At 60.9% G+C, this 19,932-nt stretch carries 14 protein-coding genes; 8 read left to right on the forward strand and 6 right to left on the reverse strand.

The features are described from left to right. Positions 1-79 precede the first annotated feature (79 nt). The 3 genes from BBF94_RS20975 (at position 80) to BBF94_RS20980 (ending at position 4,721) form a co-directional block, all read left to right on the forward strand. On the forward strand, positions 80-3,037 hold the full coding sequence (locus BBF94_RS20975; protein ID WP_065260880.1) for an autotransporter outer membrane beta-barrel domain-containing protein: 2,958 nt from the start codon (positions 80-82) through the stop codon (positions 3,035-3,037). 201 nt (positions 3,038-3,238) lie between these two features. Continuing rightward, entirely contained in the window at positions 3,239-3,655 is a 417-nt protein-coding gene (locus BBF94_RS28200) for a hypothetical protein (RefSeq protein WP_225875079.1), read from the forward strand. Continuing rightward, complete coding sequence (locus tag BBF94_RS20980) at positions 3,648-4,721, forward strand: autotransporter outer membrane beta-barrel domain-containing protein (RefSeq protein WP_225875080.1); 1,074 nt, start codon at positions 3,648-3,650, stop codon at positions 4,719-4,721. Before BBF94_RS28200 ends, BBF94_RS20980 begins: the two co-directional genes overlap by 8 nt. A gap of 81 nt (positions 4,722-4,802) precedes the next feature. Here BBF94_RS20980 and oadA read toward each other — a convergent pair whose 3' ends face one another. Both oadA and BBF94_RS20990 read right to left on the reverse strand, forming a co-directional pair. Continuing rightward, positions 4,803-6,611: a sodium-extruding oxaloacetate decarboxylase subunit alpha gene (gene oadA / locus BBF94_RS20985; RefSeq protein ID WP_065260881.1), complete on the reverse strand. Its 1,809-nt coding sequence runs from the start codon at positions 6,609-6,611 to the stop codon at positions 4,803-4,805. A gap of 11 nt (positions 6,612-6,622) precedes the next feature. Further along, positions 6,623-8,038, reverse strand: coding sequence for an acetyl-CoA carboxylase biotin carboxylase subunit (locus BBF94_RS20990; RefSeq protein WP_065260882.1), 1,416 nt, complete (start codon positions 8,036-8,038; stop codon positions 6,623-6,625). Positions 8,039-8,229: 191 nt separating this feature from the next. Between BBF94_RS20990 and BBF94_RS20995 the strand changes: the two genes are divergently transcribed. After that, entirely contained in the window at positions 8,230-9,192 is a 963-nt protein-coding gene (locus tag BBF94_RS20995; RefSeq protein ID WP_065260883.1) for a LysR family transcriptional regulator, read from the forward strand. Here BBF94_RS20995 and BBF94_RS27325 read toward each other — a convergent pair. The 3 genes from BBF94_RS27325 to BBF94_RS21005 all read right to left on the reverse strand — a co-directional run bounded on the left by BBF94_RS27325 (position 9,134) and on the right by BBF94_RS21005 (position 13,345). Beyond that, on the reverse strand, positions 9,134-9,346 hold the full coding sequence (locus BBF94_RS27325) for a PA3496 family putative envelope integrity protein (protein ID WP_082302450.1): 213 nt from the start codon (positions 9,344-9,346) through the stop codon (positions 9,134-9,136). The two genes, BBF94_RS20995 and BBF94_RS27325, sit on opposite strands and share 59 nt — an antisense overlap. A gap of 108 nt (positions 9,347-9,454) precedes the next feature. After that, positions 9,455-10,321, reverse strand: coding sequence for a transcriptional regulator HexR (hexR, locus tag BBF94_RS21000; RefSeq protein ID WP_065260884.1), 867 nt, complete (start codon positions 10,319-10,321; stop codon positions 9,455-9,457). A gap of 150 nt (positions 10,322-10,471) precedes the next feature. Beyond that, complete coding sequence (locus BBF94_RS21005) at positions 10,472-13,345, reverse strand: putative bifunctional diguanylate cyclase/phosphodiesterase (protein ID WP_065260885.1); 2,874 nt, start codon at positions 13,343-13,345, stop codon at positions 10,472-10,474. Between the two features lie 259 nt (positions 13,346-13,604). Between BBF94_RS21005 and uvrD the strand changes: the two genes are divergently transcribed. The 4 genes from uvrD (at position 13,605) to BBF94_RS21025 (ending at position 17,968) form a co-directional block, all read left to right on the forward strand. Then, on the forward strand, positions 13,605-15,788 hold the full coding sequence (uvrD, locus tag BBF94_RS21010; RefSeq protein WP_065260886.1) for a DNA helicase II: 2,184 nt from the start codon (positions 13,605-13,607) through the stop codon (positions 15,786-15,788). Positions 15,789-15,931: 143 nt separating this feature from the next. Next, positions 15,932-16,372 (forward strand): EamA family transporter, encoded by a 441-nt coding sequence (locus BBF94_RS21015; protein ID WP_065260887.1) that lies wholly within the window; start codon positions 15,932-15,934, stop codon positions 16,370-16,372. A gap of 175 nt (positions 16,373-16,547) precedes the next feature. After that, a complete protein-coding gene (locus BBF94_RS21020) occupies positions 16,548-17,423 on the forward strand; it encodes a Tim44 domain-containing protein (protein WP_065260888.1) in 876 nt (291 codons plus the stop codon). A gap of 137 nt (positions 17,424-17,560) precedes the next feature. Continuing rightward, the gene (locus tag BBF94_RS21025) at positions 17,561-17,968 is read left to right on the forward strand and encodes an SMI1/KNR4 family protein (RefSeq protein WP_024164487.1); all 408 of its coding nucleotides are present in this window, start codon (positions 17,561-17,563) and stop codon (positions 17,966-17,968) included. Between the two features lie 21 nt (positions 17,969-17,989). Here the strand turns inward: BBF94_RS21025 and BBF94_RS21030 are convergent, their stop codons facing one another. Continuing rightward, positions 17,990-19,753 carry a cation:proton antiporter gene (locus BBF94_RS21030; RefSeq protein WP_065260889.1) on the reverse strand — a complete coding sequence of 588 codons (1,764 nt, stop codon included), beginning with the start codon at positions 19,751-19,753 and terminating at the stop codon, positions 17,990-17,992. Positions 19,754-19,932 lie beyond the last annotated feature (179 nt).

A 19,932-nucleotide genomic window follows, 5' to 3' on the forward strand; every position in this document is an offset into this window, starting at 1 on the left:
AATTCATCACGGACATCATTCTGTAAACCCCCTCCGCTATACAGAACGCCCTCTCTAATAACTAAAAGGACGTTCTCCAATGCCGATCCCGCCTCAGCGCCTTTCGCTTGTCACCGCCCTGTTGATCGCCACCAGTGCCGCCCACGGCAAGAATGTCGTGATCGACACCGCCACCACCGCGTCGCAGACATTGGGCGGCAACGACACCCTGACGATTTCGGCACCGGGCAGCATCACCAACAGCGGCAAGGCCGTAAGCCTCAAGGACGGCACCCGCGGTGTCGGCGTGATCATCGACAACGCCGGCAAGATCATCTCCACCGGTGGCCGGGCCATCGACAGCAGCGGCGACCTGACCCAGGCACGCAATTACGCGATCTACAACCGCAGCGGCGGGCAGATTCTCGGCTCCAACGACGCGATTCGCATCGACAGCAACTTCGTCAGCGGCAGCCTGCTGATCGACAACAGCGGCACCATTCGTTCGACCACAGGCCAGGCCCTGGATCTGGATGCGCTGCGCAGCGACGGCGTCAAAACCACGATCATCAACCGCGCGGGCGGACTGATTCGTGGCGACGCCAGCGACGGCATGAAGACCGGTGCCAACGCGACCATCAGCAACTACGGCGAGATCTCCACCGGTGACTCGCATAACGCCGACCAGAAGTTCGACGGCATCGATATCGACACCGCGACCGGTGTCAGCGTGACCAACTACGGTGTGATTTCCGGTGGACGCCACGGCATCACCACCGACCTTGGCGCGACGCTGGTCAACTACGGGCAGATCACCGGGCGCAATGGCTCGGGTTTCGGCTCCGATGGCGACGGCACGGTGATCAACCACGGCACCATCACTGGCGCGTATTCCGGATTGCAAGCCAATGGTGACGGTGACGGCGTAGACATCGACAAGATCGCCCACATCGAAAACTACGGCACCATCCAGGGCATCGGCGCGGGCGGCGTGGACAAGGGTGGTTTTGCCAATGGCAGTGAAGGCATCGCCCTTGGCGGCGGTTACATCCTCAACGGCAAAGGCGCGCTGATCAGCGGCGCCAACAGTGCCATTCTGGTGGACGACGGCAGCGGTGGTTCTGGACTGGCGGCCACCACGCTGGAGAACTACGGCACCATTCAAGGGCTCGACGGTTTCGGCGTGAAGTTCGTCGGTGAATTCGCCGACAACGTCATCAACGGCGGCACCCTCAGCGGCAGCAACGGTCTGGCGCTGGATCTGGGCGGCGGCGACGACAGCCTGACCCTGCGCAGCGGCAGCCGGTTTATTGGTGTGGTCGATGGCGGCACCGGTTATGACCGCGTAATGATGGACGACGCGGCGGGCGGCAGCTTCGGTGCCAGTCGCAATTTCGAGTGGCTGGAGGTCAAGCAAGGCGCCTGGACGCTGACCGGCAGCGGCGATTTCAGCGACGGCGGTGCCGTGCGCAATGGCGCCACCCTTATCAACCAGGGCGGCATCGCCGGCAACCTGACCGTAGACGCCGGCGGCGTTTATGCCGGCGGTGGCTCAGTGGGCAACCTCAATGTGAATGGTACGTTGCGCACCGACACCCGGCTCGGCACCGCGACCGTCGTGCACGACTTGAACATGGGCAGCGCATCCACCCTCGCTTACGGTGTCAATGCCGATGGCAGCAGCGCACCGGTGCAGGTCGGCGGCACGGCCAACCTCAACGGTGCGACGCTGGCGGTCAATCCCGGCACCGGCACCTATCCATGGCAAAGCCGATACACGGTGTTGCAGGCTGCGCAGGTCAACGGCACGTTCGGTGCGGTCACCAGCGACTACGCCTTTCTCACCCCGACACTTGCTTACTCGCCGACTCAGGTTGATCTGACCTACACCCGCAATGATGTGGCGTTCAATGAATACGCCATCACCGGCAACGGCAGCAACGCCGCCAACAGCCTGGCCTCGATGGGCAAGAACAACGCGCTGTACAACGCCTTGCTCAACACCACTCAAGGCAGTGCCGGCGCGGCCATCGAACAACTGGCCGGCGCCAGCAACGCCAACCTGACCAGCGCTACCCTCGGCGCCAGCAGCCAGGTGGGCGGCAGCATGCTTTCAGCGATGCGGCAAATGGGCGGCAGTCCCGGCTTGATGGTCGGCCTCGATCAGCGTGACACACCGATCCTCGCCGCCAACGGCGTACCGTCCGAAGCGCGCAATCTGAATGACCCGAACGCTCGCGGACGACTCTGGCTACAAGCCATCGGCGGCTACGGCAAGCTCGATGGCGAACACGGCAACGGCAGCCTCGAGCAGCGCACCAGGGGCAGCGTGCTCGGTGCCGATTGGGTACTGAATCCACAATGGCGACTGGGCATTCTTGGTGGGTATTCGAAGACCGATCTGGACGCCACCGGTGTCGACGGCAATGTCGAAAGCTGGCATGCCGGGGTCTACGCCCAGCATCGGAATGGCCCGTTCGCAGTGCGCCTGGGCGCGGCTTACAGCGGTCATCAAGGCGAAAGCAAACGCACGGTCGCGTTCAACGGTTTCAGCGACCGCCCCAAAGGCGATTACGACGCCAACAGCCAGCAGGCCTTCGCCGAACTCGGCTACGCCATGGGCAGTGGCCGGCTCAGCGCCGAACCTCACGCCAGCCTCGGCTACCAGCGTTATCACCGCGACCGCTATCAGGAAAAGGGCGGCGCGGCGGCTTTGCAGGTCGACAGCCAGACCCAGGACAACTTCAGCAGCACCTTCGGCGTACGCCTGGCGCACCTCGGCTCACTGGACAATGGCATGAGCCTGACACCACGTATGGCCGCCGGCTGGAAGCACACCTATGGTGATGTCAGCAGCTCGACCCGTCAGGCCTTCGTCGTTGGCGGTACAGCATTCAACGTCGATGGCACCGCGCTGGATCGTGACAGCCTGGTGCTTGAGGCCGGCCTGGATCTGGGTGTTTCCGCGCGGCACACGCTGGGGCTGGGTTACAGCGGCGAGATTGGCAGCAACAGTCGCAATCATGGGTTGATCGGGCAGTGGCAGATGAGTTTCTGAGGTTTCGCCAATCGATACTTCAGCGGGTGTTGTAGGCAAAGGCGTCCGGTCCATGAAGTAATCATGGCGGGCTCATGACCCGCCATTGATTGAGCTACAAAAGCGGGTGCCAACACCTTCGTACGGTTCGGAATCGCCCGGCATCGAGGCACCTGCTTCGACTTTTACAGTTTGGCCTCACCCTTCAAGAGGCCGAACGGAATGCCCCTTCAACATAAATCCAAGCTCAAACATCTTGTCCTGGCCATTGCGCTGGCTACCGGTTGCGTAGAATTTTCACTGGCGGAGCAATCAGAGCCCGACGCGCACGTCGATATCGAAGTGAAGGTCAAAAAGCCGCGCAAAAAGAAGGAAATACCTGCTCCACTCAGTCCCGCTGAAGAACACCCTCGTGAAGAAAGGAACACTCCGACGCCCATGACAAGCCCGGTCAGCACCAAGGACTTGGCGGTTCCAGTTCACACATCCGATGGCATTCCTTCCAATGACATTGCTTCCAAGAGGCTCGCCACGACAGAAAGTGGCAGCGCCCTCGAAGAAAGCATCGAAAAACCGGTGCCGTCACCGGAACCGGCTCTGGCCGAAAACGCCCGTAGCTCAACAAACCCAAGTGGTTGAGCTGCCTGCGTCAACGGATGCTCCTCCATCCGTCGGCAACGCAGCCATCGAAGCCGTACTTGCTGTCGACGAAACCACAGCCGCCATCGCCTGGGATCAACTGTCGGGCGGAAGCAATGCCACCCTCGCCAAGGCGACTTTAAGCACTGTCACACCAGTCAGCGACAGCCTGCTGTCGGCCATGCATCAACTCGATGGCACCCATGATGTTCAGGGAAACGCTCCACGTCATGCGGCCGCAAGCACAGACAGCGGCAGGGTCTGGCTGCAGGCTCTCGGCCATGGCGGCAAACTGGATCGCGATGTGGAACCCATGCAGCATTCCACCAAAGGATTGCTGCTGGGTACGGACTGGCGCGTTACCGAAGAATGGCACCTGGGGTTGATGGGAGGGATATCCGACACTCGCATCGACAGTAAAGCACTGAACGGCGATCTCGACAGTTGGCACCTGGGTGCCTACGCCTTGCGCCAGAGCGGCCCGTCGTCACTCCGCTTGGGTGCAATCTGGAGCGGTCATGAAGGCCGCACCCGCCGCGAAGTCGCATTTGGTCGCTTCCATGACCGGCTCAAGGGCAACTACCACGCCAGCACCCGACAAGCGTTCATCGAGTCGGGATACAACCTGGGCGGGGCCAACGTGACCTTCGAACCCTTTGCCGGTGTCGGTTATCAGCACTACCGGCGCAACGGTTACACCGAAACAGGCGGCGCGGCGGCGCTCAAGGTTCACGCGCAAACCCAAGGCAACTTCAACACCACCGTCGGTCTGCGCATGGCGAAGGTCGGCACACTGGATAACGGCATGCGTCTCACGCCGCGGTTCAGCGCAGGGTGGAAACACGTTTACGGAGAGACCTTCACCAGTACCCGACAACGGCTGGTCGCCGGCGGGTCCGACTACACCGTTTATGGAGCAGAACTGGATCGCAACAGCTTGAAACTCGACACAGGACTGGAACTGGCACTCTCTGACAGTCACACGCTGGATATCGGTCTGTCCGGGGAGATCGGCTCCGACAGCCGCAACCACGGCGTATCGGGTCAATGGCGAATGGCGTTCTGAATCCTCGTCGGGGCGCGGCCGAAAAAAAAAGGGGAGCACATGCTCCCCCGAGGTTTAAAGCGTTGTATCGAGGCCGTTATTTCAGCCTTCGATCTCGATCAGGATCTCGCCCGGATTCACCCGGTCGCCCTTGGCGACGTGGATGGCGGTGACCTTGCCGGCAACAGCGGCCTGGACTTCGGTTTCCATCTTCATCGCTTCGGTGATCAGCACGGCCTGGCCCGCCTTGACGATATCGCCCTCCTTGACCAGCACATCAACGATGTTGCCCGGCATGGTGGTGCTGACATGGCCCGGTGCCGACGCCTGCTTGCGCTTGCTGCTGCCGCCGCTGACGAACTCGTTGAGCGGTTCGAACACCACTTCTTCCGGCATGCCGTCGATGGAAAGATAGAAGTGGCGCTTGCCTTCGGCCTTGACACCGACACCGGTGATGTCCACGCGGTAGGTTTCGCCATGGACGTCGATGACGAACTCGGTCGGTACACCTTCGCCGCCGGCCGAGGCCACCTTGCCCGCTTCCGGGATCGGCAGCAGCACTTCCGGCGTGAGGGTGCCGGCGGCACGCTCTTCGAGGAACTTGCGCCCGATGTCCGGGAACATGGCGAAGGTCAGCACGTCTTCTTCGGACTTGGCCAGTGCGCCGATGTCGGCACGCAGCTTGGTCATTTCCGGCTTGAGCAGATCGGCGGGACGCACGTCGATCACTTCTTCACTGCCGATGGCCTGACGGCGCAGCTTTTCGTTCACGATGCCCGGCGCCTTGCCGTATCCGCCTTGCAGGTAAAGCTTCACCTCGTTGGTGATGGTCTTGTAGCGCTCGCCGGCCAGCACGTTGAAGAACGCCTGGGTACCGACGATCTGCGAGGTCGGTGTCACCAGCGGCGGGAAGCCGAGGTCTTCACGCACACGCGGGATTTCCGCCAGCACTTCGTTCATGCGGTTGAGAGCGCCCTGCTCTTTCAACTGGTTGGCCAGGTTGGAAATCATCCCGCCCGGTACCTGGTTGACCTGAACACGGGTGTCGACGGCGGTGAACTCGCTTTCGAACTGGTGGTATTTCTTGCGCACGGCGTAGAAGTACAGGCCGATTTCCTGCAACAGTTCCAGGTCCAGACCGGTGTCGAACTCGCTGCCCTTGAGGGCCGCGACCATCGATTCCGTACCCGGATGGCTGGTGCCCGAAGCGAAGCTGGAGATCGCGGTGTCGATGTGGTCGGCACCGTTTTCAATTGCCTTGAGCTGGCACATGGCAGCCAGGCCGGCGGTGTCGTGGGAGTGAATGAACACCGGCAGCGACTGCTCGGCTTTCAATGCTTTGACCAGCTCGCCCGTCGCGTACGGGGTCAGCAGGCCGGCCATGTCCTTGATCGCCACCGAGTCGCAACCCATGGCTTCCATTTGTTTGGCCTGGGCGACGAAGGCATCGATGGTGTGCACCGGGCTGGTGGTGTAGGCGATAGTGCCCTGGGCGTGTTTGCCGGCAGCCTTCACCGCTTCGATCGCCACGCGCAGGTTACGCACGTCGTTCATCGCGTCGAAGATGCGGAACACGTCGATACCGTTGACCGCTGCCTTGGCGACGAACGCCTTGACCACGTCATCGCTGTAATGCCGGTAGCCCAGCAGGTTCTGGCCGCGCAGAAGCATTTGCAGGCGCGTGTTCGGCAACGCGGCACGCAGTTGGCGCAGGCGCTCCCACGGGTCTTCTTTCAGGAAGCGCACGCAGGCGTCGAAGGTCGCGCCACCCCAGACTTCCAGCGACCAGTAGCCGACCTTGTCGAGCTTGTCGCAGATCGGCAGCATGTCTTCGGTACGCATGCGGGTGGCGAGCAGCGATTGGTGGGCGTCGCGCAGGATGGTGTCGGTTACGAAAATCTTTTTAGTCATTGTTCTAATCCTCACAGGCCTGCGTGGGCGGCAATGGCGGCGGCGATGGCCAGGGCCAGCTCTTCGGGTTTGCGCTTGATCGAGTAGTTGGTCAGTTCAGGGTGGCTTTCCACGAAGCTGGTATTGAACTGGCCGCTACGGAATTCCGGGTTGCGCAGGATTTCCTGGTAATACGCGGCGGTGGTCTTCACGCCTTGCAGACGCATGTCATCGAGGGCTCGCAGGCCACGATCCATCGCCTCTTCCCAGGTCAGTGCCCACACAACCAGTTTCAGACACATCGAGTCGTAGAACGGCGGAATGGTGTAGCCGGTATAGATCGCCGTATCGGTACGCACGCCCGGGCCGCCGGGAGCGTAGTAACGGGTGATCTTGCCGAAGCTCGGCAGGAAGTTGTTTTTCGGATCTTCAGCGTTGATCCGGAACTGCAGGGCAAAACCGCGATGCTGGATATCTTCCTGCTTCACCGACAGCGGCAGGCCGGAGGCGATGCGGATCTGTTCGCGGACGATGTCGATCCCGGTGATTTCTTCGGTGATGGTGTGTTCCACCTGCACCCGGGTGTTCATCTCCATGAAGTACACCTCGCCCTCGGCGAGCAGGAACTCCACGGTACCGGCGTTCTCGTAACCCACAGCCTTGGCTGCACGCACCGACAGATCGCCGATGTAGGCACGCTGCTCCGGGGTCAGTTGCGGGCTCGGGGCGATTTCGATCAGCTTCTGGTTGCGACGCTGGATCGAGCAGTCCCGTTCGAACAGGTGCACAACGTTGCCGAAGCTGTCGCCGAGTATCTGCGCTTCGATGTGTTTCGGATTGACGATGCATTTTTCCAGGAACACTTCCGCCGAACCGAAAGCCTTGGTGGCTTCGGAAATGACCCGAGGGAAATTCTGTTCGAGTTCTTCGCGGCTGTTGCAACGACGGATACCGCGACCGCCACCACCGGAGGTGGCCTTGAGCATCACCGGGTAACCGATACGGTCGCCCTCGCTCAAGGCTTCTTCCAGGCCCGAGACATTGCCTTCGGTACCCGGCGTGACCGGTACGCCGGCCTTGATCATGCTGCGGCGGGCTTCGGTCTTGTCACCCATGCGGCGAATGACTTCCGCCGACGGGCCAATGAATTTGATCCCGCGCTCGGCGCAAATCTCTGCAAGTTCGGCGTTTTCCGAAAGGAAACCGTAACCGGGATGCAGCGCATCGCAGCCGGTTTCCACGGCCAGATTCACCAGCTTGCGCGGGTTGAGGTAACCGGCCAGCGGCTCGGCACCAATGCTGTGGGCCTCATCGGCACGCTTCACATGCAAGGCATGGCGGTCGGCGTCGGAAAAAATCGCAACCGAGCGAATGCCCATCTCGGCACAGGCACGCACGATTCGTACGGCGATCTCACCCCGGTTGGCGATCAGGATCTTTGTTATCACTTGGAGGTTCCCTTGAGCCGGTGGTACCCACGACCTGCTAGACCCAGGTCGACGCGTGACCAAATGTTTCAATCTGGTCGCGGCTTCACACTAGCGCTCACAAGGAATTAACAAAAATGAATAAAAATTGGGTCATGCATAAGTAAAGACTTATAGTCACAGCATCAGCCAGCGGCCAGAGTCGGTTAAAAATGCGTAAGTCCTTGATGCGTATGACATTGCGTCAATTGCAGATCTTCAACGAAGTGTGTGATTTGCGCTCTTACAGCCGCGCTGCCGAGGAAATGTCTCTCACGCAACCGGCCGTCAGCCTACAGATTCGTCAGTTGGAAGAGCTGATCGGACAGCCGCTGTTCGACTATGTCGGCAAAAAACTCTACATGACCGAGGCCGCCGAAGCCCTTCAGCGCGCCAGCCGCGACATCTTCGGTCGCCTGGAAAACCTCGACATGCAGTTGTCGGACATGCAGGGCTCCTTGCAGGGTCAGTTGAAACTGGCGGTGGAATCCAGCGCCAAGTATTTCGTGCCGCACCTGTTCGCCGCTTTCCGGCGCCAGCACCCCGAAGTCAATCTGCAACTGACGGTGGTCAACCGCGGCCAGGTAATCCGCCGTCTTTCCGACAACCGCGACGACCTGGTGATCATGTCGATGGTGCCGCAGGACATGGGCCTGGAGTTTCTGCCGTTTCTCAACAATCCGATTGTCGCGGTCGCCCCGCCGGATCACCCGCTGTCGCACATGGGCCCGCTGCGCTTGCAGGACCTCGAACCCTACACATTGCTGATTCGGGAGCCCGGTTCGGGAACGCGGCTGGCCTGCGAGGAGTACTTCAAGGAAAAACGCGTGCACTTCACGCAGACACAGGAAGTGGCGTCGGCCGAAGCTCAGCGTGAATGCGTTGTGGCAGGTCTGGGCGTGGCGCTGTTGACGCGTCACGCCCTGAACCTGGAGCTGGCGACCGGCGGCCTGGTGGAGCTTCCGGTCGAAGAGTTGCCGCTCTTTCGCAGCTGGTGCCTGGTACAGGCCAAGGCCAAGCGACTGTCACCGGTGGCCCATGCCTTCCTGGCATTCATCCGCAGCGAGCGGGCGCAGGTCAGCGCACTGGCTGAACGCTTCGACGGGAAGCGGCGGGAGATGCCTGCCAGTAATTGAGTTCGATATCCTCGGGAAAATCGCTGATTTCGCACTGAAGCTGACGAAGTTCGAAGCGATCTTCGATGGCGCGACGAAATTCCATGCGGCGCTGGTCTTCCTGCTGACGACGGGTTTTCGCGGCGCTGTTGCGTTCTTCGTAAGGCTGAGCCATTTCGAGTCTCCCAAGGCGAGTACGGGAGTTTCACGATAGGCGCGGGGGATGACGATTTGGCTTCGCCGGGGTTACAGACAGATGAAGATTGACCTCATTCCATGACCTTCAGTCATCCAGCGCTTTGACCGCTTTTGGCGACAGTCGCAAGCTGCGCAGACTGCGCTTGACGCTCTTGAGGTGGTTGACCAGGCTCGGACCCCGCGCCATGGCCACGCCCATGGCCAGCACATCGATCACGACCAGGTGGGCGATGCGCGACGTCAGCGGCGTATAGATTTCAGTGTCCTCGTGCACATCGATTGCCAGGTTGACCGTCGACAGCTCGGCCAACGGTGTCTGGCTCGGGCACAAGGTGATCAGCGATGCACCGCTTTCCCGGACGAGGTTGGCAGTGATCAGCAAATCCTTGGAACGACCGGACTGGGAAATGCAGATCGCCACGTCGGTGGGCTTCAGCGTCACCGCCGACATCGCCTGCATGTGCGGATCGGAATACGCCGCAGCGGTCAGCAACAGACGGAAGAACTTGTGCTGCGCATCCGCAGCCACTGCGCCCGATGCACCAAAACCATAGAACTCGACGCGCTGGGCCTGAGACATCAGCGTCACCGCGCGCTGCAACTCCTGCGGATCGAGCTTCTCGCGAACTTCCATCAGCGTGTGCAGGGTGGTGTCGAAAATTTTCAGGCTGTAGTCGGCGACCGAGTCGTCTTCATGGATCGCGAACTGACCGAAACTTGCGCCCGCCGCGAGGCTTTGCGCAAGCTTGAGTTTCAGATCCTGAAAACCGGAACAACCGATGGCACGACAGAAGCGCACGATGGTCGGTTCACTGATGCCGACGCTGTGGGCCAGGTCGGCCATGGAACTGTGCATCACCGCCGCGGGGTCAAGCAGCACGTGGTCGGCGACCTTGAGCTCCGACTTGCGTAACAGGTGACGTGACTGGGCGATGTGTTGCAGCAGATTCAAGGGGCTGGACTCTTGTTATGGAAAGATGTGCGTTGGCCAGATGCCGGGGATGTAGCAAGCTTGTAGTTATACTACATGAATCGGCTTTTTGCCTGCTCAATGCGTAACCGGAACGCCCCATATCCGGAGACACGCATTGCATGTAGCCCTTTATCGGGGATTTTCCTGCTGGCGCAACAAGCCGGCGAGACCGACGGCCTCCACCGGACGGCTGATCAGATACCCCTGCACCTCGTCACAGCCCTCGGCTTTCAGGAAATCAAGTTGCTCCTGCCGCTCGACGCCTTCGGCCACCACCTTCAGCGACAGTCCATGGGCCATGGCGATGATCGCGCGAGTGATGGCCGCATCTTCGCCCCCCTCCCCCAATCCACGGATGAATGCCTGGTCGATCTTCACGTAATCCACCGGAATCCGCTTCAGATAACTCAATGACGAATAACCGGTACCGAAATCGTCAATCGCCAGCTTCACACCCAAATCACGCAGCTGCTGAAAGGTCGCGATGATGTGCTCGACACTGTCGAGCAATTGGCTTTCGGTCAGCTCAAGTTCAAGGTAGTGCGGCGCCAGCCCGGTTTCTTCCAGCACCTGGCGCACCAGGCTGGCCAGTTTTCCCTGGCGCAACTGATGCACTGAAAGATTCACCGAAACCCGGATCGGCTCCAGCCCCTGACGCTGCCACTCGCACGCCTGCCGGCATGCCTGACGCAGCACGAACTCGCCGATCGGACCGATCAGCCCCGTCTCCTCCGCCAGCCCGATGAAATCCCCCGGCGGCACTCGGCCCATGGTCGGATGATCCCAGCGCACCAGTGCTTCGGCGGCGTTGAGACGGCCCGTCGCCAGGCACAGTTTCGGTTGGTAGAACACGCTCAGCTGCCGCTCTTCGATGGCTTTGCGCAGCTGGTTTTCCAGCTGCAGACGCTCCAGCGTGCTGGCCTGCAGGCTGTCGGTGTAGAACTGGAAGTTGTTGCCGCCTAGATGCTTGGCATGTTGCATCGCCATGTTCGACTGACTGACCAGCGCGGCGATCTCCCGGGCGTTGTCCGGCAGCATGCTGATCCCCATCGAAGCGCTCACCACCAATTCGTGCCCTTCCACCGTCAGCGGCAGACGCAGCTTGCACGACAACCGTGTCGCGACCCGCGCCAGACTCGACAGGTTGCTGTAAGCATCGAACAACACCGCAAACTCATCGCCGGATAACCGGGCGATCGTGTCCGCTTCCGGCAAGGCATTGACCAGACGCCGCGACATCCTTTGCAGCAACTGGTCGGCTATCTCATGACCCAGGCTGTCATTGAGCAATTTGAAGCGATCCAGGTTGATGTGCAGCAGCGCCAGATTCCGTCGTACGCCCTGTCGCACCCGCTGATGCGCTTCGTGCAGCCTTTCGCGAAACAGCGAGCGGTTGGCCAGGCCGGTGAGTTCGTCATAGTGGGTCAGGTAGCGCATCCGTTCCTCGGATTCGCGACGGGCGGAAAGATCGGCGAAGAAGCCCACGATATGGCTGACATTTCCCCGGTTATCGCGCACCGCATTCAATTGCAGCCACTGCGGATAAAGCTCGCCGTTCTTGCGGGTCTCCACCAGCTCGCCTTGCCAGCTGCCGTGCTGCTCCAGTGCCTGGCGGATGGTGATGTAGTGCCGCCGGGCGTCGCGGCTGCATGGCAGTTCCACGACATTGCGTCCGAGCATGTCATCGATGTCATAACCGGTGACCCGGCTGAAAGCCTGATTGACGGCGATCAGCGAATAATTCGGGTCGAGGATCACGATGCCTTCGCTGGCCGCCTCGAACACCGTCGCGGCCAATTGCTGCTGGGCTTCCAGATTTTTGCTGGCACTGATGTCGCGTCGGGTGCCGACCATGCGAAGCACCCGCCCGCTGTCATCGCGCTCGACCGCCCGACCACGGTCTTCGATCCAGACCCAGTGCCCGTCGCCATGGCGCACCCGGTATTCGATCTGATAGTCCTCGCTGCGGCCTTTCAAATGCTCGATCAGCGCCCGTTTGAGTGGCGGCACATCTTCGGGATGCAAGCGTGGCCGTAAATGCCTGAGCAAGCCGGTGACGTATTCAGGGTCAATGCCGAACAATTCCTGGATCTGCGTGTGGTGAACCTCGTCGGTCTGCAGGTTCCAGTCCCACAACCCCAGCTCACTGGCCTTCAACGCCAGGGCCAGGCGCGCTTCGCTCTTGCTCAGGGCCTGATTGGCGAGATCCAGTTCACGACTGCGCCGGGCCACCCGATCCTCCAGCTCGGCCTGTGCCTCACGCAACTTGCCTTCGGCCGAACGACGCTGCTCGATTTCCTTCGCCAACGCCTGATTGAGCAGATCGCTGCGAGTTTGCGCCTGTTGCAGGTGTTCGATCAGGTGCTGATTCTGAAAGCGCCGCAGCAAGCCACGGTCGATCAAACGGTTGACCTGCCACGCCACCACGCTCAGTGAACCGAGCAGAATCAGACCGAGCCAGCCCCAGCCACGCGCCAGTTCGTCGCCTCCCCAGAACAGATAGCCGATGGCCGGGAGCAGGCACGGCAAGGTAAAGGATAGAAAGGCCGGAATGCTCACGGCGTAGGCCACACTGGCTGACAGCGTCGCGGCGCCGATCAGGCCGAAAACCCATGCCTGTTGCAGGAAGTTGTCGGCCGGCACAAGGGCGATGCCGGCTGCGGCCAGGGTCAGACCGGTCATGGTCGACCCGAGCAGGAACATCCGGCCCCAGACCGGCCGTGCCTGGCGATCGGGTATCGCCGAATCGAATGCCGCGACCTGGATCACCCGCAACGCCACCAGCGACAACAGCCAGATCAGCCAGACGCTGACCACGAAGTAGCGCTGCGGACTCCAGAGCAGAACGGCGCAGACCAGACCATTGATCAACATGAACAGGGTGGGCAACAGCGAACCCTGATAGAGAAGACGCGTGCGCTCGACCGCCATCTGGGTGGCGTAATGCTTGCGGATCATCCGGGGTTCCACAGAGGGGCCCGACAGGTCGAAGCTGAGGGTCATAGGCAACGTTCTTGTTCTTATAAGTGTGAGCATGCGCCCGGAAACGTGGACGGAGCATACACAAGCCCAACCACTTGCCAAACTGCTCCAGATCATAATTTCGCCGAAACTTTTCGGTCTCCCGTCACCCGTCAAAGCCCCGAAGCGAGGCGGGCCAACGCCTGTGGCCGATGACCGACCGGTCGTCATTGACCGCACTTTCATCGGCTAATGCAAAGCTCGGTTTGCCCGGGCCTGCGACGCACCCTAGAATGCCCCGATGCGCGATGATCTCTCCCTTCTGCTGAACTCCCTTAACGACGCCCAACGCCAGGCCGTAGCGGCCCCCGTTGGTCGTCAATTGGTCCTGGCCGGTGCCGGCTCCGGCAAAACCCGAGTGCTGGTGCACCGTATCGCCTGGTTGATCCAGGTGGAAAACGCCTCGCCCCACTCGATCCTGTCGGTGACCTTCACCAACAAGGCCGCCGCCGAGATGCGTCACCGCATCGAGCAATTGCTGGGCATCAACCCGGCCGGCATGTGGGTTGGCACTTTCCACGGCCTGGCGCACCGCTTGCTGCGAGCCCACTGGCAGGAAGCCGGGCTGAGCCAGACCTTCCAGATCCTCGACAGCGATGACCAGCAACGACTGGTCAAGCGGGTGATCCGTGAGCTGGGGCTGGACGAACAGCGCTGGCCGGCCCGTCAGGCCCAGTGGTTCATCAACGGGCAGAAAGATGAAGGTCTCCGCCCGCAACACATTCAGGCCAGCGGCGACCTGTACCTGGCCACCATGCGCGGCATCTATGAGGCCTACGAGGCTGCCTGCCAGCGCGCCGGGGTCATCGATTTCTCCGAACTGCTGCTGCGCGCCCTCGACCTTTGGCGCGACCATCCGGGCCTGCTGGCACATTACCAGAAGCGTTTCCGGCACATCCTGGTGGACGAGTTCCAGGACACCAACGCCGTGCAATACGCCTGGTTGCGTCTGCTGGGCAAGGGCGGCGACAGCCTGATGGTGGTCGGGGACGATGACCAGTCGATCTACGGCTGGCGCGGCGCGAAAATCGAAAACATTCACCAGTATTCCTCCGACTTCCCGGATTCCGAGACCATCCGTCTGGAGCAGAACTACCGCTCCACCGCCGGCATCCTGAAAGCGGCCAACGCCTTGATTGCCAACAACACCGGGCGTCTGGGCAAAGAGCTGTGGACCGACGGAGGCGACGGCGAAGCGATCAATCTGTACGCCGCGTTCAACGAACACGATGAAGCACGCTACGTTGTCGAAACCATCGAAAGCGCGCTGAAAACCGGCCTGGCTCGCAGCGATATCGCGATTCTCTACCGCTCCAACGCCCAGTCCCGCGTTCTGGAAGAAGCCTTGCTGCGCGAGCGCATTCCATACCGTATCTATGGCGGTCAGCGCTTCTTCGAGCGAGCGGAAATCAAGAACGCCATGGCCTACCTGCGTTTGCTGGAAGGTCGCGGCAACGATGCAGCGCTGGAGCGGGTGATCAACGTTCCGGCACGGGGCATCGGCGAGAAAACCGTCGAGGCGATCCGCGAACATGCACGCCACAGCGATGTGTCGATGTGGGAAGCCATGCGCCAGCTGGTGGCCAACAAAGGCCTGACCGGTCGTGCGGCCGGCGCCCTCGGTGCGTTTATCGAGCTGATCGAGAACCTCGCCGCCAAGTGCGCCGAGATGCCGTTGCACCTGATGACCCAGACCGTCATCGAGCAATCCGGCCTGATCGCTTACCACGAAGCGGAAAAAGGCGAGAAAGGCCAGGCCCGGGTGGAAAACCTTGAAGAACTGGTCAGCGCTGCGCGCAACTTCGAGAACACCGAAGAGGACGAAGACCTGACGCCGCTGGCGGCATTCCTCGGTCACGCCTCGCTGGAAGCCGGTGACACCCAGGCCGACGAACATGAAGACAGCATTCAGCTGATGACCCTGCACAGCGCCAAGGGCCTGGAATTCCCTTACGTGTTCCTGGTGGGCATGGAAGAAGGTCTGTTCCCGCACAAGATGAGTCTGGAAGAACCGGGGCGTCTTGAGGAAGAGCGACGCCTGGCCTATGTCGGTATCACCCGGGCCATGCAGAATCTGGTGATGACCTATGCCGAGACCCGGCGCCTGTATGGCAGCGAAACCTACAACAAGGTATCGCGATTCGTACGGGAAGTGCCGAAAGGTCTGGTCCAGGAGGTGCGGCTGTCGAACAGTGTCAGCCGGCCGTTCGGCGGCAATCAGTCGATGAGCGGCAGCAACCTGTTCAGCGGCAGCGAGATTCCGGAAACCGGCCTGAGCCTCGGCCAGGCCGTCCGTCACTCGATCTTTGGCGATGGCGTAATCCTCAACTTCGAGGGCACCGGCGCTCAGGCCAGGGTTCAAGTGAACTTCAGTGAAGGCAGCAAGTGGCTGATGCTGGGGTACGCGAAGCTGGAAGCGATCTGAAACCCGGTTTTGCTGTTCTGTGGGAGCGAGCCTGCCCGCGAATCGAAGCGCTGCGGTTTACCTGATAAACCACGGTGCAGCCATCGCGAGCAGGCTCGCCCCCACAGGGTTCATGTCACCATTCATCCAACGGGGCGTTATCCATGGGCTCAGGCTTCTTTTCTTCCTGGACATTCTGGGCCCTGCTCTCGGCCACTTTCGCCGCGCTGACGGCGATCTTCGCCAAGGTGGGCATCGAAAACGTCAATTCCGACTTCGCCACCCTCCTGCGAACAATCGTGGTACTGGTCAGCCTGGCCTTGATTTTGTACGCCACGGGCCAATATCAGTCTCTGGGAGAGATCTCTGCCAAAAGCTATTTGTTCCTGCTGTTGTCGGGGCTGGGTACCGGGGCTTCGTGGCTGTGCTATTTCCGCGCATTGAAAGTCGGGCCGGCTTCGCTGGTCGCTCCGGTGGACAAGCTCAGCGTGGTACTGGTGGCCGTGCTCGGCGTGATCCTGCTGGGCGAGAAACTCGACCTGCGCCAATGGGGCGGCATCGGCTTGATCACGGCAGGCGTGGTGATGCTGGCGCTTAAACGCTGATCAATTTCCCACTGAACCTACATCCTTTTCCTACAGACAAAAGTACATGGTCTTATTGCCTCGACCGAGCTGAACGTAACCTGTCAGGCAAAAGCCCGAAACACTCTCTCGCTAGCCAGTGACACTTCAGCTGTGCAACATGGCGCGCGTGTCTCCACAAACGGGAATTCCCTTTATGAAACGTTTTCTTAGCATCGCCATGGCGTTGTGCATCGGCCTGACGATGAGCCTCGACGCCAACGCCAAGCGCTTCGGTGGTGGCAAAAGCGCCGGCGCTGCGCCGACGCACCAGACCAGCCAGATGGCTCCTTCTTCTCCGGCCATGGGCGGAGCGGCTGCGACCGCCGGAGCTGCCGGTGCCGCAGGCGCTGCTGCCAAGGCCGGCGGCGCTTCGAAATGGCTCGGCCCTCTGGCCGGCATCGCCGCCGGTGGCCTGCTGGCGTCCATGTTCATGGGCGGCGGCTTCCAGGGCATGCAGTTCTTCGACATCCTGATCATGGCCGTGATCGCGTTCGTGATCTTCCGCTTCATCGCCGCTCGTCGCCGCAAGCAGCAGGAGCAGTTCGCTCCGGCCGGCGCACCGATGCAGCGTGAAGTGTTCGAGCAGAAACCTGCCGCCATGGGTTCGATCTTCGGCGGGTCGGCCGCTCCGGTTGCCGCCCGTCCGGTGATCAACGCGCCGGCCTGGTTCAACGAGCAGCGCTTCCTCGAGGCCGCCCGCAGCCACTTCCAGGCGCTGCAGCAGCACTGGGACGCCAATGAAATGGACAAGATCGCCGAGTTCGTGACCCCGCAAATGCTTGAATTCCTCAAGCGTGAGCGTGCGGATCTGGGTGACGGCTTCCAATCCACCTACATCGACAACCTTCAGGTACAGCTGGATGGCGTGGATGATCGGGCGGACAAGACCATCGCCACCCTGACCTTCAGCGGCGTGTCGAAAACCTCGCGTTTCGACCAGGGCGAAACGTTCAGCGAAAGCTGGAACATGGAACGTCCACAGGGCGAAAACCAGCCTTGGCTGGTCGCCGGTATCCGCCAGAACGGCTGATCCCTTCGGCGTCAAACATGCAGCAAAGCAAACCCCGGCCCAGGCCGGGGTTTTCTATTTCGCGGTTGCATCTATAGCGAGCTACTGTATAAACCGGCCCATATACACCGCGCCATTCAAGCAAGAGGACCCCGGACGTGGAAGAAATCATCGAACAACTGCGCGAAGCCAACGAACCCGTGCCGGTTCCTCTGGAGCTGCCTGATGAAGACCAACTGGTGGAAATCGAAGAAGAGCTCTTCATCAACATCCCGTTCGTCTTCAAGGAATTCCTGCTGACCGTCAGCGATGTGGTCTATGGCAGCCTGGAGCCGGTGACCGTCACCGACCCGCAGTCCCACACCTATCTGCCGGATGTGGCGGCCAACGCCTGGGATGCCGGCGTACCGCGCGATCTGATTCCGATCTGCCAGGACGGCGACAACTACTACTGCGTCGAAGAGGACGGCACCGTGGTGCTGTGGTCCGGCGAAGAAGAGCTGATCACCGAAGAGTCCTGGGAATCGGTCTGGCACTGGGCCCGGGACGTCTGGCTGGAAAGCTGAGCCGCCAGGCGCCCCGCCGGGTCAATGCCCCGATGATTCCTTGTGATTTTCGAGGGTTTCCAGCAAGGCCACCTGCATCCGCGTATGCACCCGGATGAACCAGCGCCAGAGCAGCGCCGCCACGGCGGCCGCGACCACGGCGACCAGCACCAGCAACTTGTTGGTCGGCAAGATACTGGCCGACAAGGCTGCCAGCAGCAGGAAAATCACCAGCAGCGAGAGGATCGGGATCACTTCGGCGATCACCCGTCGCACTCGCTGTGTGTGACGCCCCGCCATCTCCGGCTTCACACCCATCTCCGCCAGCAGCATCGACAGCGCCTTGAGCTTGCGATACGCCGCAATCAGGAATGGCAGAGACAACAGCAGCGCCCCCCCCCAGATCAACGCTTTCTGCCAGCTCGGATCGCTGATCCAGTCCAGCAGCCAGGTCGAGAGACGTCCGGCAAAGAACGCGCCGGCAAGGAAGATCGCGATCACCAGCGCCAGATTGACCCCGACCTGCAGCAGAATCCGCCGGATCATCGACGCCAGCATCGCGCCTTCGCCCTGCGGCTGGATGCTGCGCAACCATTCGCCGTACATCCCGAATACCCGACCCAGACGTTTTGGCATGGCGGCCGACAGCTTGATCGACAACGGATCGGCTGCGCGGATCAGATAGGGCGTCAGCAACGTTGTGATGACCGAGACCGCCACGGCGACGGGATAGAGAAAATGGCTGGTGACCTGCAACGTCATGCCCAGCGCCGCGATGATGAAGGAGAATTCGCCAATCTGCGAAAGCCCCATCCCGACTCGCAGTGAGGTCCGTCCGTCATTGCCGGCGATAAACGCCCCGAGGCCGCAGGACAGCATCTTGCCCAGCACCACAGCGACGGTGATCACCGCAATCGGCCACGCGTACTGCAAAAGGATCATCGGATCCAGCATCAAGCCGATGGCAACGAAAAAGATGGCACTGAACAGGTCGCGAACCGGCTCGATCAGACGCTCGATCTTCAACAATTGCCGAGACTCGGCCATGATCGCGCCGATCAGGAACGCGCCAAGTACCATGCTGTACTCGAGCTTGACCACCAGCAGGCAGAAGCCGAAACACAGCCCGAGCACGGTGATCAGCAGCATCTCGTTGCTTTCGAATTTCGCCACGTAGGCCAGCAAACGCGGCACCAACAGAATCCCGACGACCAGCGCGACGATCATGAACAACGAGAGTTTGCCGACCGTTGAAAACACTTCCCCGGAACTCACCGTGCCGCTGACCGCGATACTCGACAACAGGGCGATGATGCCGATGCCGAGAATGTCTTCGACGATCAGCACGCCGAAGATCAACTGGGCGAAGCGCTCGTTTTTCATCTTCAGGTCGTTGAGCGCCTTGACGATGATGGTGGTCGAGGAAATGGCCAGGATCGCGCCCAGGAACAGCGAATCCATGGTATTCCAGTCGAACCAGCGGCCGATTTCGTAGCCGATCCAGATCATCAGGATGATTTCCAGGAACGCCGCGATAAACGCCGTGGCCCCCACCTTGAACAGCTTGCGCAGGCTGAATTCCAGCCCCAGGCAGAACATCAGGAAAATCACTCCCAGCTCCGCGAGGGTCTTGATGGTCTCTTCGTCGTGAATCAGGCCAAACGGCGGGGTGTGCGGGCCAATGATGAAGCCGGCGACGATGTAACCGAGTACCACCGGCTGTTTGAAACGGTGGAACAGCACGGTCACCACGCCTGCAACCAACATGATCACTGCCAGATCCTGAATAAAGCTGATGGCATGCATGGCGTGGGCTCCTTGAATGACGATGCCCGCGGCAGATGTGTGAAACGTCCGGGCGAGCTGGGTAAAAATCCGATTTCGGTGCAGGAATCGCCCTTGGGGGTGGGCTTTGGCAGGGTAACACCGCGACTTCCGGCTGAAAGGCGGTGCAATATATGGAAACAGATCGACCCGAGCGTGAC

Origin of the sequence: Pseudomonas bananamidigenes, from assembly GCF_001679645.1 — a bacterium.
Lineage (GTDB): Bacteria > Pseudomonadota > Gammaproteobacteria > Pseudomonadales > Pseudomonadaceae > Aquipseudomonas > Aquipseudomonas bananamidigenes.

Excerpts from the sequence above, each read along its gene's own strand:
- BBF94_RS20975 (WP_065260880.1), top strand. The coding sequence starts at position 80 with ATGCCGATCCCGCCTCAGCGCCTTTCGCTTGTCACCGCCCTGTTGATC.
- BBF94_RS28200 (WP_225875079.1), top strand. The coding sequence starts at position 3,239 with ATGCCCCTTCAACATAAATCCAAGCTCAAACATCTTGTCCTGGCCATT.
- oadA (WP_065260881.1), bottom strand. The coding sequence starts at position 6,611 with ATGACTAAAAAGATTTTCGTAACCGACACCATCCTGCGCGACGCCCAC.
- BBF94_RS20995 (WP_065260883.1), top strand. The coding sequence starts at position 8,230 with ATGCGTAAGTCCTTGATGCGTATGACATTGCGTCAATTGCAGATCTTC.
- BBF94_RS27325 (WP_082302450.1), bottom strand. The coding sequence starts at position 9,346 with ATGGCTCAGCCTTACGAAGAACGCAACAGCGCCGCGAAAACCCGTCGT.
- BBF94_RS21005 (WP_065260885.1), bottom strand. The coding sequence starts at position 13,345 with ATGACCCTCAGCTTCGACCTGTCGGGCCCCTCTGTGGAACCCCGGATG.
- uvrD (WP_065260886.1), top strand. The coding sequence starts at position 13,605 with ATGCGCGATGATCTCTCCCTTCTGCTGAACTCCCTTAACGACGCCCAA.
- BBF94_RS21015 (WP_065260887.1), top strand. The coding sequence starts at position 15,932 with ATGGGCTCAGGCTTCTTTTCTTCCTGGACATTCTGGGCCCTGCTCTCG.
- BBF94_RS21020 (WP_065260888.1), top strand. The coding sequence starts at position 16,548 with ATGAAACGTTTTCTTAGCATCGCCATGGCGTTGTGCATCGGCCTGACG.
- BBF94_RS21030 (WP_065260889.1), bottom strand. The coding sequence starts at position 19,753 with ATGCATGCCATCAGCTTTATTCAGGATCTGGCAGTGATCATGTTGGTT.